General features: G+C 68.4%; 13 protein-coding genes and 2 tRNA genes. 13 read left to right on the top strand and 2 right to left on the bottom strand.

All coding sequences use genetic code 11. The features are described 5' to 3' along the window. Positions 1-61: 61 nt before the first annotated feature. Positions 62-1,039, bottom strand: a complete 978-nt coding sequence (locus AC5RV3_RS17105) for a DNA-3-methyladenine glycosylase family protein (RefSeq protein ID WP_494123105.1) — start codon at positions 1,037-1,039, stop codon at positions 62-64. A 164-nt stretch (positions 1,040-1,203) separates the two neighbouring features. Between AC5RV3_RS17105 and AC5RV3_RS17100 the strand changes: the two genes are divergently transcribed. From AC5RV3_RS17100 to AC5RV3_RS17070, 7 genes are all read left to right on the top strand, one after another. After that, positions 1,204-2,580, top strand: a complete 1,377-nt coding sequence (locus AC5RV3_RS17100; RefSeq protein ID WP_494123104.1) for a cystathionine beta-synthase — start codon at positions 1,204-1,206, stop codon at positions 2,578-2,580. An 11-nt stretch (positions 2,581-2,591) separates the two neighbouring features. After that, on the top strand, positions 2,592-3,752 hold the full coding sequence (locus tag AC5RV3_RS17095; protein ID WP_494123103.1) for a cystathionine gamma-synthase: 1,161 nt from the start codon (positions 2,592-2,594) through the stop codon (positions 3,750-3,752). A gap of 78 nt (positions 3,753-3,830) precedes the next feature. Continuing rightward, on the top strand, positions 3,831-4,283 hold the full coding sequence (locus AC5RV3_RS17090; protein WP_494112486.1) for a VOC family protein: 453 nt from the start codon (positions 3,831-3,833) through the stop codon (positions 4,281-4,283). Positions 4,284-4,314: 31 nt separating this feature from the next. Further along, a complete protein-coding gene (locus AC5RV3_RS17085; RefSeq protein ID WP_494123102.1) occupies positions 4,315-4,974 on the top strand; it encodes an MOSC domain-containing protein in 660 nt (219 codons plus the stop codon). An 88-nt stretch (positions 4,975-5,062) separates the two neighbouring features. Beyond that, positions 5,063-7,087: an FAD-dependent oxidoreductase gene (locus AC5RV3_RS17080; protein ID WP_494123101.1), complete on the top strand. Its 2,025-nt coding sequence runs from the start codon at positions 5,063-5,065 to the stop codon at positions 7,085-7,087. Between the two features lie 14 nt (positions 7,088-7,101). After that, positions 7,102-7,611: a PadR family transcriptional regulator gene (locus AC5RV3_RS17075; RefSeq protein WP_494112489.1), complete on the top strand. Its 510-nt coding sequence runs from the start codon at positions 7,102-7,104 to the stop codon at positions 7,609-7,611. Between the two features lie 391 nt (positions 7,612-8,002). Then, on the top strand, positions 8,003-9,976 hold the full coding sequence (locus AC5RV3_RS17070) for a DEAD/DEAH box helicase (RefSeq protein WP_494123100.1): 1,974 nt from the start codon (positions 8,003-8,005) through the stop codon (positions 9,974-9,976). 137 nt (positions 9,977-10,113) lie between these two features. Here AC5RV3_RS17070 and AC5RV3_RS17065 read toward each other — a convergent pair whose 3' ends face one another. Next, the gene (locus AC5RV3_RS17065) at positions 10,114-10,902 is read right to left on the bottom strand and encodes a putative protein N(5)-glutamine methyltransferase (RefSeq protein ID WP_494123099.1); all 789 of its coding nucleotides are present in this window, start codon (positions 10,900-10,902) and stop codon (positions 10,114-10,116) included. Between the two features lie 231 nt (positions 10,903-11,133). Here AC5RV3_RS17065 and AC5RV3_RS17060 point away from each other — a divergent pair. The 6 genes from AC5RV3_RS17060 to AC5RV3_RS17035 all read left to right on the top strand — a co-directional run bounded on the left by AC5RV3_RS17060 (position 11,134) and on the right by AC5RV3_RS17035 (position 13,669). Continuing rightward, positions 11,134-11,205: transfer RNA gene (locus tag AC5RV3_RS17060), tRNA-Thr, on the top strand. A 57-nt stretch (positions 11,206-11,262) separates the two neighbouring features. Then, positions 11,263-11,336: transfer RNA gene (locus AC5RV3_RS17055), tRNA-Met, on the top strand. A gap of 146 nt (positions 11,337-11,482) precedes the next feature. Further along, the gene (locus AC5RV3_RS17050) at positions 11,483-12,391 is read left to right on the top strand and encodes a DUF2797 domain-containing protein (RefSeq protein ID WP_494123098.1); all 909 of its coding nucleotides are present in this window, start codon (positions 11,483-11,485) and stop codon (positions 12,389-12,391) included. 108 nt (positions 12,392-12,499) lie between these two features. Continuing rightward, positions 12,500-12,754 carry a hypothetical protein gene (locus AC5RV3_RS17045; RefSeq protein ID WP_494123097.1) on the top strand — a complete coding sequence of 85 codons (255 nt, stop codon included), beginning with the start codon at positions 12,500-12,502 and terminating at the stop codon, positions 12,752-12,754. A 28-nt stretch (positions 12,755-12,782) separates the two neighbouring features. Further along, the gene (locus AC5RV3_RS17040; RefSeq protein WP_493981509.1) at positions 12,783-13,244 is read left to right on the top strand and encodes an FAS1-like dehydratase domain-containing protein; all 462 of its coding nucleotides are present in this window, start codon (positions 12,783-12,785) and stop codon (positions 13,242-13,244) included. Next, complete coding sequence (locus tag AC5RV3_RS17035; protein WP_494112493.1) at positions 13,241-13,669, top strand: MaoC family dehydratase; 429 nt, start codon at positions 13,241-13,243, stop codon at positions 13,667-13,669. The genes AC5RV3_RS17040 and AC5RV3_RS17035 overlap by 4 nt, the downstream gene beginning before the upstream one ends. Positions 13,670-13,680 lie beyond the last annotated feature (11 nt).

Here is a 13,680-nt window from a genome sequence, read left to right as displayed (position 1 = left end):
GGGGGAGCGGGGCGCATGCCCTGCTCCCTCGGTCTTTAAGGCAAGCCGTGGTTTCGCGGCGTTAGTGCCGGCGGTGGTCCTGCGGCGCCAGCCGCGGTCCGAACGCGGGCTTGCGGAAACCGCTCAGCACCAGCATCCGCACCACCCGCTGGCGGTGGCCCCTCCACGGTTCCAGGAGTTCGAGCATGCCGGCGTCGTCCGTCTTGCGGCCGGTGAGGGCGTAGCCGACGAACGCAGCCAAATGGAAGTCGCCCACCGACACCGAGTCCGGGTCCCCGTGCGTGCGCTGCGCGGTCTCGGCGGCGGTCCACGGTCCGATCCCCGGCACGGTGCACAGCTTGCCGGCCAGCTCTTCGCCGGCCGGCAACGACGCCAGCCGTTCCAGGGCGCCGGCCGAGGAACAAGCCCGCATGATGGTGGCCGAACGCTTCGAGTCCACCCCCGCCCGGTGCCAGTCCCAGGACGGGATACGCCGCCACCCCTGTGCCGTCGGCGGGACCATGAGCCCGCCCGGTGCGGGCCCCGGTGCCGGAGTCCCGTGCCGGCGGACGAGGTATTTGTAGGAGTAGCGCGCCTCGATCGTGGTGATCTTCTGCTCCAGGATCACCGGCACCAGCGCATCAATCATCCGTCCGGTCGCCGGCAGTCGCAGCCCGGGATGCCGCCGGCGCGGCTCACGCACCAGGCGGGGCAGGCCCGCGTGGAAATCCGGAGTGTCGAATCCTGACCAGTCATCGTCCGCCCCCAGCAGCGCGGGGAGCCCGGCCAGTGCTTCCTCGGCACCCGGCCCCCATGCCCGTCCCATGACGACGGCGGTGCCCCGGCTGCCGTCGTGCCCTCCCGGACCGCGGGCGAGGCGCAGGGTTGCCGCGCCGGAGGAGGTGTTCAGCGTCAGCCAGGCACCGGCGTCGTCAATCCGGGCGGTGGGATCCTGCGTGCCGCGGGACAGGATGGACAGCGTTCCGCGCAGGTCATACGGCTCCGGAAACTCCACCAGTGCAGTGAGCCCGGTGGCGGGCGCGGTGGCGGTGGACAGCATGGATTAATCGTCCCACGCGCTCCGGACAGTTCCTTCACCCGCGCCCGGTTCAGGCAAGGTGCGGCCCCGGCGGGCGGGCGGGCGCAGCCGCACGCGGGGCCCGGGCATGAACCCGTCTTACGCCGGATGTGCCCCCGGATACGCTGGCGGGTAGATTTGGGCCCATGAAATATGCCAATTCTGTTCTGGACCTGATCGGCAACACCCCGTTGGTCAAGCTGAACAAAGTGACCGAAGGTCTTGCCGCCACCGTCCTGGCGAAGGTGGAGTATTTCAACCCGGGCGGTTCGATCAAGGACCGCATCGCGGTGAAGATGATCGAAGAAGCCGAAAAGGACGGGCGGCTGAAGCCCGGCGGCACGGTCATCGAACCCACCAGCGGCAACACCGGGGTGGGCCTGGCCCTGGTGGCCCAGCAGAAGGGCTACAAGTCCATCTTCGTGACCCCGGACAAGGTTGGCCTGGAAAAGCGCGACGTGCTCAAGGCCTACGGCGCCGACGTCGTCGTCACCCCGACCTCCGTGGCGCCGGACAGCCCGGAGTCCTACTACGGCGTCTCGGACCGGCTGGTGACCGAGGTGGACGGCGGCTTCAAGCCGGACCAGTTCAACAACCCGGCGGCGCCGGCCAGCCATTACGAGTCGACCGGCCCGGAGATCTGGCGCGACACGGACGGCCGGGTCACCCATGTGGTGATCGGCGCCGGCACCGGCGGAACCATCACGGGAACTGGCCGCTACCTGAAGGAGATCTCCGCCGACCGCGCCGCCGGTCCCGTGAAAATCATCGGTGCCGACCCGGAGGGCTCGGTCTACTCCGGTGGCAGCGGACGGCCCTACTTCGTCGAGGGCGTCGGCGAAGACATGTGGCCGGACAACTACGACAAGTCGGTTCCGGACGAGGTGCTGGCCGTCAACGACGCCGAAGCATTCGCGATGACCCGGCGGCTGGCGCAGGAAGAGGGACTGCTGGTCGGCGGTTCCTCCGGCATGGCCGTGGTGGCCGCGCTCAAGGTGGCCGAAGGGCTGGGGCCGGACGACATCGTGGTCGTGATCCTGCCCGACTCCGGCCGCGGCTACCTGGGCAAGATCTTCAACGACGACTGGATGAAGTCCTACGGCTTTATCGCCGGCGGCGACGAAGCGACCGTGGGCGAGGTGCTGCGGGGCAAGAGCGGCGTGCTGCCGGACCTGGTCCACACCCATCCCTACGAGACGGTGCGCGACGTCATCGGGATCATGAACGAGTTCGGCGTCTCGACCCTGCCGGTGCTCTCGCAGGAGCCGCCGGTGGTCATGGGCGAGGTGGTCGGAGCCGTGAACGAACGCGAACTGACGGCCAAGCTGTTCAAGAACGAGGCGAAGCTGACAGACAAGGTCGGCGACCACCTGGGTGCGGCGATGCCGCTGGTCGGTGCGCTGGAGCCGGTATCTGCCGCCCGCGAGAAGCTGCAGGCGGTCGACGGCGTGCTGGTGACGCTGGCCGGTGCCCCGGTGGGTGTGCTGACCCGCCACGACCTGCTGTCCTACCTGACGAGCTGAAGGAGAGAAGAATGAGCGCAGAGAACAACCAGGGGTTCAACACCCGCGCCGTGCACGCCGGCCAGGTGCCGGACCAGGCCACCGGCGCGGTGGTGCCCGCGATCTACCAGTCTTCGACCTACGCCCAGGACGGCATCGGCGGGCTGCGGAACGGCTACGAGTACGGCCGCGGCACCAACCCGACCCGGGACTCGCTGCAGGTGCAGTTGGCGGCGGTGGAGGGCGGCAAGCACGCCTTCTCCTTCGCCTCCGGGCTGGCCGCCGAAGATGCGCTGATCCGTGCCCTGCTGTCCCCGGGCGACCACATCGTGCTGGGCAACGACGCCTACGGCGGGACCTACCGGCTGATCAACCGCGTGCTCGGTGCCTGGGGGATCGGCCACACCGTGGTGGACATGTCCGACGAGTCGGCCGTGGCCGCCGCGGTCAGCGAGCACAAGGCCCGGTTCCTTTGGGTCGAAACCCCCTCCAACCCGATGATGAAGGTCACCGACATTGCCGCGCTCGCCGAGCTGGCCCACGCCGCCGGCGCGCTGCTGGTGGTGGACAACACCTTCGCCTCTCCGTACCTGCAGAACCCGCTGGCCTTCGGCGCAGACGTCGTGGTGCATTCGACCACCAAGTACATCGGCGGACATTCGGACGTGATCGGCGGCGCCGTGGTGCTCAACGACGACGCGCTCGCCGAGAAGGTCGGTTTCGTGCAGTTCGCGGTGGGTGCGGTCTCCGCCCCGCTGGACGCTTTCCTGACCACCCGCGGCCTGAAGACGCTGGGCGTGCGGATGGACCGGCACTCGGCGAACGCCCAGGCCGTGGCCGAATGGCTGCAGGGCCGGGCCGAAGTCGAGGCCGTCTACTACCCGGGCCTGCCCGAGCACCCCGGCCACGAGCTGGCCAAAAAACAGATGCGCGGCTTCGGCGGCATGGTCTCCGTTTCCTTCACGGGCGGCGAGGCGGCGGCCCGCAAGGTGGCCGAGTCCACCGAGGTGTTCACGCTGGCGGAATCGCTGGGCGGCATCGAGTCGCTGGTCAACTACCCGTCGGAGATGACCCATGCCTCGGTGAAAGGCACCGAATTGGCGGTGCCGGAGAACCTGATCCGGCTGTCGGTGGGCATCGAGGACATCGACGACTTGATCGCAGACCTGGAAAAGGCGTTCGGCCAGCTCTAGGCACGCAAGAGGCTGCGGTACCGGCAGGCCGGGCCGCCGCCTCTGGCGCGTCCGGGGCCGGAAGAGAATACTGTGTCCATGGATGCGAACAAGCAGTACCCTCCGGCTAGCGTTGTCGCCGGTCTGCAGTCGCGCAGGGCCCACGAACTGATCGAGTTCCTGACCGGAACCATGGGATTCACCGAGCACGCACGGTTCGAGGAACACGGCCTGGTGGTGCACGCGGAGCTGCTCTGGCCCGAAGGCGGCATGGTGATGGTTTCCAGCCACGCGGAGGGGACCCTGTGGGCCCGGGAACCCGGCTCGGCCCAGCTTAACGTCTACACCCGCGACCCGGACGGCGCGTACGCGCGCATGAAGGCAGCCGGGGCGTCGATCATCCGGGACCTGCAGGACACCGACTACGGCGACCGCGGCTTTGGCATCAACGACCCGGATGGAAATCTCTGGGCCATCGGAAAATACCGCGGCCAACCGCTGCCGGCCGACGGCGCCAAGGAACAGGACATCAGCTACGAGGGCCACGCCTGAGCAAGCATCCGGACAATCATATGATTGCCCCATGAATTCCGGATCCCTGCTGGCCGTCTGCCGGCTGCACGCCTTGAAACCCGATGCCAGCAAGGTGGGCATCACCGGGATCGATAAGCGCCCGGTGGACGAACGGGTGCCGGTCCACCCGATGGGGCTGCGCGCCGATGTTCAGGCGGACCGCAAAAACCACGGCGGAGAGCTCAAGGCCCTCTACGCCTATGCCCAGGAAGATGCCGACGCGTGGTCGGCCGAGCTCGGGCGCGACATACCGCCGGGGCTGTTCGGCGAAAACCTGCGGACCACGGGCCTGGAAGTCAGCGGCGCGCTGGTGGGGGAGCGGTGGCAGGTCGGCCCCGACGTCGTCGTCGAAGTGACGATGCCGCGGATACCCTGCGCCACCTTCGCCCGCCACATGGGCGAGCCACAGTGGGTCAAGCGCTTCCTGCGCAAGGGGCTGCCCGGTGCCTATCTCAAGGTCGTCACCCCCGGCTCCCTCGCCGCCGGTGACAGCATCCACGTCCTCTTCCGCCCCGCGCACGGCGTCAGCGTGGCGGAATCATCGCTGGGGCTAAGCCCTGAGCAAGCGCAGGCGCTGCGGGCTTCAGAGGCCACGGGCGAGATTGCGCTGCACGGCAACGTCGGCAAAGCAGTCCGGAGGGTCCTCGACCGCGGCCGCGTCCACGCCTGAGGACACCGGCCGCACCCCTCGTCCGGGGTTGTTCGCCCGACCATCGCGACGTAGGCTTTATGCAACTTGTTGTGCAAAGGAGTGCATCGTGGCCGAGGCCTACCCGAAGTTGTTCGAACCGCTGGACCTCGGCTTCACGGTCCTGCCCAACCGGGTGCTGATGGGGTCCATGCACGTTGGGCTCGAGGAACTGCCCGGCGGCTTCGAGCGCATGGCGGCCTTCTACGCCGAACGCGCGCGCGGCGGCGTCGGGCTGATCGTGACCGGCGGCTTCGCCCCCAACGCCGACGGCAGGCTGCAGCCCGGCGGTGCGATGATGACGACGGCGGAGGACGCCGCCCGTCACACGATCATCACCGGCGCGGTCCATGCCGCGGGAGGGCGGATAGCGCTTCAATTGCTGCACGCCGGACGTTACGCCGCGCATCCCGCTCCGGTAGCCCCCAGCCCGCTGCAGGCTCCGATCAGCCCGTTTACGCCCCGCGGGCTCACCGAACCGGAGATCGGGCAAACCATCGAGGACTTCGCGAACGCGGCCGCGCTGGCCCGCGAAGCAGGATACGACGGCGTGGAGATCATGGGTTCCGAGGGATACCTGATCAACGAGTTCATCGCCGCCCGCACCAACCAGCGGACGGACGGCTGGGGCGGCAGCTACCGCAACCGGATCCGCTTCCCGCTGGAGGTTGTCCGCCGGACCCGCGAGCGGGTGGGGGAGGATTTCATTATCATCTACCGCCTGTCCATGCTGGACCTGGTGGAAGGCGGATCCACCTTCGAGGAAGTCGCCGAACTGGCCCGCGGAGTCGAAGCCGCAGGGGCCACCATCATCAATACCGGCATCGGCTGGCACGAATCCCGCGTGCCGACCATCGCCACCTCGGTCCCACGTGCCGGTTTCTCCTGGGTCACCCGCCGGCTGATGGGCGCCGTCGGAATTCCGTTGGTAACCACCAACAGGATCAACAACCCGGATACCGCCGAACAGCTGCTGGCCGACGGATACGCTGACATGGTGTCCATGGCCCGCCCGTTGCTCGCCGATCCGGCTTTCGTGCTCAAGGCCTCGCGCGGACGGGCGGACGAGATCAATACCTGCATCGCCTGCAACCAGGCCTGCCTGGACCACACCTTCGTCGGCAAAACCACCTCCTGCCTGGTCAATCCGCAGGCCTGCCACGAGACAGAACTGCTGATCGCGCCCGCCACCGAGCCCAAATCGCTGGCCGTGGTCGGGGCGGGACCGGCCGGGCTGGCCTGTGCCGTCACCGCGGCCAAGCGCGGCCACCGGGTCACGCTCTTTGAAGCGGCGGACGGCATCGGCGGCCAGTTCAACCTGGCCAAGCAGATCCCGGGCAAGGAAGAGTTCCACGAGACCATCCGCTACTTCAGCCGCCAGCTGGAGCTGCTCGGGGTCGAGGTGCGGCTGAACACCCGGGCCACCGCGGCGGCCCTGGCCGAGGGCGGGTTTGACGAGGTCGTCCTCGCCACCGGCGTGGTGCCCCGGCTTCCGGATTTGGACGGAGTGAATCACCCGAGTGTGCTCGGCTACCTGGATGTGCTGCGCGACCATCGGCAGCTGGGTGAAACAGTCGCGGTGCTGGGAGCCGGCGGCATCGGCTTCGACGTCAGCGCATACATCACCCAGGCCGGCCCCAGCGCCACCCTGGATCCGGACCGGTTCCGCGAGCACTGGGGGGTGGACGACGACCCGGCGGTGCGCGGCGGCCTGGCCGCGCCCAGGCTCGAACGCCCGGCCCGCAGCGTCTATTTGCTGCAGCGCAAGGAATCCAAGCTCGGAGCCGGACTGGGCAAGACGACCGGATGGATCCACCGGGCCGAGCTCAAGAGCCGCGGGGTGCAGATGATCCCGGCCGTGACCTACCGCAAGATCGACGACGACGGACTGCACCTGACCGTCGACGGCACCGACACGGTGCTCGCCGTCGACAACGTGGTGCTCTGCACCGGCCAGGAGCCGCAGCGGGAGCTGCAGCAGGCGCTGTTAGCCGCGGGGCTGCCGGTCCACCTGGTCGGCGGCGCCGACGTGGCGGCCGAACTCGACGCCAAACGCGCCATCGACCAGGCGACCCGGCTGGCTGCGGCCCTGTAACGGAACGAGCTGTCATGTCCTTGCCGCACGCCATCCTCACCGCCTTGCTGGAACGACCCGGATCCGGGGCAGAACTGGCCCGCCGGTTCGACAAGTCGTTCGGCTTCTTCTGGCCGGCGACGCACCAGCAGATTTACCGCGAGCTCGCCAAGCTGGAACAGCACGGCCTGGTCGAATCGACGGGCCGCGACTCCAGCCGCGGGCGGGCCAAGGAGTACCAGGTCCTTGCCGTGGGCCGGGAGGAATTGCGGCGCTGGACCGACGAACAGCAGAACCCCCGCCCCGTCCGGGAGGAACTGATGATCCGCCTCCGCGCCTCCTCGGTGCTCGGAGACGTCCCGATCGCCGGGGAGATCGAGCGGCATCTGGGCCTGCACCGCGCGCAGCTCGAGGCCTACCGCCAGCTCGACCAGCGGGGCACCTGGACCGACGCCAACCGGCTGCAGCGGGCCGTGCTGCGGGCGGGCATCATGTTCGAGGAGGCCTGGATCGAGTGGGCCGAGCAGACCCTGCAAGGGGAGTAGGAACACGAACCGTCACACGGCGCCGGGCGCCGCTGTGCCAAAGGTCACCGCCCGTCGTCGTGCTCTCTGTCCTTGGCCAGCCGGAGCGTGCCGTACACTGGATACATCCCCCACTGTCGGTATTCCCTTAGTTCTGCGCGATAATGCCGTTTACGGTCTTGTCGAAGCGTCTGATTGTGTGTGGGCCCGCCTCTAAGCGGCGGGCAGTTTCATGTTTGGGAGCGCCGGCTAAAGAAAACGCCGCCAGGTCTCTCCGCAGTTTGCGGGTGGCCAGCGAAGCGGCGGAAAGCCCTGCCACGGGATTGGAATAGCGCCGGGCTTTGAGTCAGAGGACCGCGGACATCAATGTGCCGCGGCCACCGGTCCCCAGCTGAATACGAGGAACTGCCCCGTGTCCGAAAACACTGTTAATGCCCTGCCCGAAAACACCGACGCCCCGGCCGTCGAAGACGAGAACACCGTACTCTTCACCGACTTCGGCCTTGACGGCCGTGTCCTGGCAGCACTGACCGACGTCGGCTACGAGAAGCCGTCGCCCATCCAGGCCGCCACCATCCCCGTGCTGCTCGAAGGCCGCGACGTCGTCGGCCTGGCCCAGACCGGCACGGGCAAGACCGCGGCGTTTGCCGTTCCCGCCCTCTCCCGGATGGCCGAACTGCCGCCGACCAAGAACACCCAGATCCTGGTGCTGGCCCCCACCCGTGAACTGGCCCTGCAGGTGGCCGAGGCCTTTTCCTCCTACGCCGCACACATGGACGACTTCACCGTGCTGCCCGTCTACGGCGGCTCCGCATACGGCCCCCAGCTGGCCGGCCTGCGCCGCGGCGCCCAGGTGGTTGTCGGTACCCCCGGCCGCGTGATCGACCACATCGAGAAGGGCTCGCTGGACCTGTCCGAACTCCAGTACCTGGTGCTGGACGAGGCCGACGAGATGCTGCGCATGGGCTTCGCCGAAGAGGTCGACCAGATCCTCTCCAAGACCCCGGAAAGCAAGCAGGTCGCCCTGTTCTCGGCGACCATGCCGACCGCCATCCGCCGGATCGCGAAGAAGTACCTGAAGGACCCGGCCGAGATCACGGTCAAGGCCAAGACCACCACGGGCACCAACACCCGCCAGCGCTACCTGCAGGTCATGGGCCCGCACAAGCTGGATGCCATGACCCGAATCCTGGAAGCCGAGGATTTCGACGGCGTCATCGCCTTCGTGCGCACCAAGATGGCTACCGAGGACCTGGCCGACAAGCTCAAGGCCCGCGGCTACCGGGCCGCCGCCATCAACGGCGACATCCCGCAGCAGCAGCGTGAGCGCACCGTCGAGGCCCTGCGCGACGGCAAGATCGACATCCTGGTTGCCACGGACGTTGCCGCCCGCGGGCTGGACGTCGAGCGCATCACCCTCGTGGTCAACTACGACATCCCGCACGACACCGAGTCCTACGTGCACCGCATCGGCCGCACCGGCCGTGCAGGCCGCTCGGGCGACGCCATCCTGTTCATGACCCCGCGCGAGAAGTACCTGCTGCGGGCGATCGAGAAGGCCACGCGCCAGCCCGTCGAGCAGATGAACCTGCCCTCGGCCGAGACCATCAACAACCTGCGCATGAGCAAGTTCGCGGAACAGATCACCGAGACCCTGGCATCCGAGGACGTCTCGATCTTCCGCGACCTGATCGCGAACTACGAGACCGAGCACGACGTGCCGGCCGCCGAGATTGCGGCCGCGCTGGCGGTCATGGCCCAAGGCGGACGTCCGCTGCTGGTCCAGGACCTGCCCGAAGCACCGAAGGGCCAGCGCGAGCGTGCCGGCGGCGGACGCGACAGCATGAATTCGCGCGGCCCGTCCCGCACGCTGACCGAGGGCAATGCGACGTACCGGATCGCGGTGGGGCGCCGGAACCGCGTGATGCCCGGATCAATCGTCGGCGCCATCGCCAACGAGGGAGGCCTGTCCGCCGCCCAGATCGGCGGCATCGACATCCGCTCCGACCACTCGCTGGTCGAGCTGCCCGCGGACCTGAGCAAGGACCAGCTGCGCGCGCTGTCCAAGACCCGCATCGGCGGCGAGCTGATCCACCTGGAGCTGGATGGCGGCCGCAAGCCGCGCCGGGACCGCGACGACGTCGCCGGCGGACACCGCGGCGGCTTCCGCAGCGACCGGGGCGACCGGCCGTTCAAGAAGAAGTTCGACGGCGACCGCCCCTACAAGAAGAAGTTTGACGGCGACCGTCCGTACAAGAACGACGGCGAACGCAGCTTCAGCGGCGACCGCAGCTTCAGCGGGGACCGCAGCGACCGTGGATTCGGCGGGGAGCGCAGCGACCGTGGCTTTGGCGCCGCGCGCAAGCCGCGCCACACCCGCGGCTGACCTGGCCGGATCGGCTTCCAGCTAGTCATAACCCTTCCGGGGCATCGGTCATGGACAGGTGCCCAGGAGGCATTTAACGGCCCCGCCCCTGCAAGCAGCAGGCCCGGCCCCTTCAAGCAACGGACCCGGCCCCCTTTTCAGCCAACGGGCAGCGTGCCGGAGACCACCGTGGATGCGTACTCCTCGGCACGGGCGATGGCCGGCACCAGTCCGCGCGCTTCGAAGACGCCGGCAGCTGCCTCGGCCTGCCGCTCGCTCGTTTCCACCAGCACGGATCCGCCCGGCGCGAGCCAGCTCGGTGCCCCCTCCGCGACCCGCCGCATGACCGCCAGGCCGTCAGGGCCGCCGTCGAGCGCCCACCACGCCTCATTGAGGCGGGCTTCGGGCGGCAGCAACTTGATCTCCCCCGTGGGCACGTAGGGAACGTTCGCGGTCAGGACGTCGATACGGCCCCGCAAGGCCACGGGCAGCGCGGCGTACAGGTCGCCCGTGTGCACCTGTGCCGCCGGCAGGTTTGTCTGCGCGCATGCCACCGCCGCCGGATCCAGATCTGCGGCGTGTAGTTCGGCGGGTTCGAGCAGTCCATCCAACGCCGCCGCCACGGCCCCCGAGCCACAGCACAAATCGACGACGACGCCGGTGGGCGCCGGGGCCAAAGCCGCGGCCTGCCGGACCAGGAACTCGGTCCTTCGCCGGGGGACAAAAACCCCGGGGGCCACCGAGATGCGCAAGCCGCAAAACCGGGCCCAACCCAGAACATGTTCCAAAGGCGTCCCGGCTGCCCGCTGTTCCACCCTGGCGGAAATGGCTTCCCGGAGACCCCCTTCGGCCAGCAGCAGGTCGGCCTCTTCCTCGGCGAAGACGCAGCCTGCGGCGCGTAGCCGGGTCGCGATTTCGTCCCGGGCCAATGGCTGGAAAACCTGCATGTGGAGTCCTTTCGAATGACGCCAGAGTACCCTTTCGTCCGCGTCCGGTGGCCGCGTCCGGTGGCCGCCTCGGTGTGATCTCGTCTGCAGTCCGTGCGCCCGAAACGACGCCGGAGACAAGCTGCCCGGGACAGTCCGCGGAGGAGACCGCCGTCGGGCGTGTGTCCTTCGCCACGGGGCGCGATTCCGATTTCATCCCGGGGCAAATTGCTGGTAATGTATTTCTCCGTTGCCCCCCTAGCTCAGTGGTAGAGCGCGTTCTTGGTAAGAACGAGGTCACCGGATCGATTCCGGTGGGGGGCTCTGAATGGCAAAGCCCGCGTCTGCGTCGCGAGACGCAGCGCGGGCGCTCCCATTCGTGGCGGTGTAGCTCAGCTGGTTAGAGCGCACGACTCATAATCGTGAGGTCCCCGGATCGAGTCCGGGCACCGCTACCGAGACCCTGAGGGGCCCGATCGGAACTTTGGTTCCGGCCGGGCCCTTCGGCCGTTAAAGCGCCCGCCGCCGGCCCCAAACGCCGGCTGGAGGCTGCAGCCCGCGGGTAAGGGGAGCTCTCACTTCCTTTACTAGAGTGGACGCCATGCCCGCCCTGTATCTCGCCCACGGCATCGCCTGGACCCCCGCGGGCCCCCTGCTGCGCCTTGCAGCTCCGGACGGCACGCCGAAAGACCTGCCCGTGACGCAGGGGTTGAGGCTGGGCTTCCGGGTGCTGGACCCCCAGCGCTACTGCCTGGGCAGCCACCGGGTCCGGTCCGCCGATGAGCGCACGCATGTGCCGTGCCGGCAGCAGGCTCCGGCGGAGCGGGGTCACCAATGTGTGAACTGCTTCCTCAACGACGACCTGCGCTTCATGCATGACAGCCACCGCAGCGGCCGGGCACCCGAGGGGCTGCTGGCCTACCTCGCCCAACCCCATTGGCTGTACGTGGCGACGTTTGCCAACGGTGCCAGCAAGGTGGGAACGGCGGCCCATGTGCGGAAATCGTTACGGCTGGCCGAACAAGGCGCAGTGGCCGCCCGTTACGTCGCCCGGGCGCGCGACGGACGGGTGGTCCGGGTACTCGAGGACGCGGTCTCGGGAAATACCGCTTTGACGCAAGCCGTGCGCAGCGCCGCCAAGTTCGCCGGGCTGCTGGCCCCGCTGCCGCTGGCCGAGGTGGACCGGCGCAACTCCGGCCACGCGGCCACGGTGCGCGAACTGCTCCCTGCCGTTCAACTGGAGGGCTTCGACGTCGTCGACGAACAATGGCACGTTCCGGCGCTGGCGGCGCCGGTCTTGGCGCATGGCGTCAAAAGGGGCTACCCCGGCAGCTTCTCCTCGGGTGACCACGGGTTCATCGTGGATGGCCTCCTGGGCAGTGTTGCGGCCGCGCGGCTCCAGGACGACGGACCCATCTTCCTGGTGGACCTGGGTGGGTTGAAGGGCCGCCGGATCGCCGTCGGCGACTACGTCTCCGAGCAGCCCCTCCTGCAGGAACAGCTGTTCTAGGCGGACGGGGGGTGCAGGTGGTGCAGGCGAACGAGGGCAGGCGTTGCCCGGGCGGGCGCACGGGTCCGCGGTTCGGCCGGTAGGGGACGTGGCCGGTAACCTTGAGGTATGAATCCTTGGGACCTCGGCTCGCCGCTTTACCGCAAGCTGGTGATCTCTGCCATGGTGCTGATCGGCGTCGGGATCCTCCTGTCTGTCATCGCCGCCTCGGCAAGCATCCAATGGCTGATCTGGACTGCACTGGCCGCCATCATCACGGGCCTGCTGACCCATCTGGCCGGGCTGCTGGTCCGGTTCCGTGATGCCCGGGCCCGGCAAGCAGCCGCCAGCCCACGGGGCACACCTCCAGCGAAGCGTCGATAGTCCCTTCCACTCCATCTGAAGGAGATCCATGTCCGAGCATGCCGGGGTCAACCCCGACCTCGCCGGCCGTACCTACCCGGCCGGCGCCGCCTATACCGTAGGCCGCGAGAAGATCCGGGAGTTCGCTTCGGCGGTCAAGGCCACGCATCCAGCGCACTTCAACGTCGAAGCCGCACAGGAACTGGGCTACGGCGACCTGGTGGCTCCTCCCACCTTCGCGATCATCGTGGCCCAGCGCGCGGATGCCCAGCTGATCGAGGACCCTGACTCCGGCATCGATTTCTCCCGCGTGGTCCATGCGGACCAGCGGTTCGTGCACCACCGGCCGATCGTCGCCGGCGACGAACTGGTGGCCGAGCTGCACGTCGACCAGGTGCGCGCCATGGGCGGCGGGGCCATGATCACCACCCGTGCGGAAATCAGCACCGTCGCCGGCGAGAAAACGGCCACCACCACGTCGTCGATCCTGGTGAGAGGGGAAGGCCAGTGAGTGTTGAACTGAACGAACTGACTGTTGGACAGGACATTGGTTCGCGGAGCATCGAGGTTTCCCGCGCGGACCTGGTCAGGTACGCCGGAGCGTCCGGCGACTTTAATCCGATCCACTGGAACGGACGCTTCGCCGAGCAGGTGGGCCTCCCCGGCGTCATTGCGCACGGCATGTTTACCATGGGCGCCGCGGTGCAGCTGGTGACGGACTGGATCGGCAACCCGGCCGCCGTCGTCGACTACCAGACACGCTTCACCAAGCCGGTCCTCGTGGAGGACCTTGACGGACCCGGCGCCACGATCGAGGTCAGCGGTGCCATCGGGGCCGTCGACCAGGACAACGGCACGGCGCGCGTCGACCTGACCGTGACCGCTGCAGGCGTGAAAGTACTGGTCAAAGCCCAGGCGGTCGTCAGGATTTGGTAAACCGCACCGCG

It is taken from the genome of Arthrobacter sp. Y3221114, from assembly GCF_059092625.1.
Note: the sequence above shows the minus strand (reverse complement) of the source record. Positions and strands in the feature narration are given on the sequence as shown.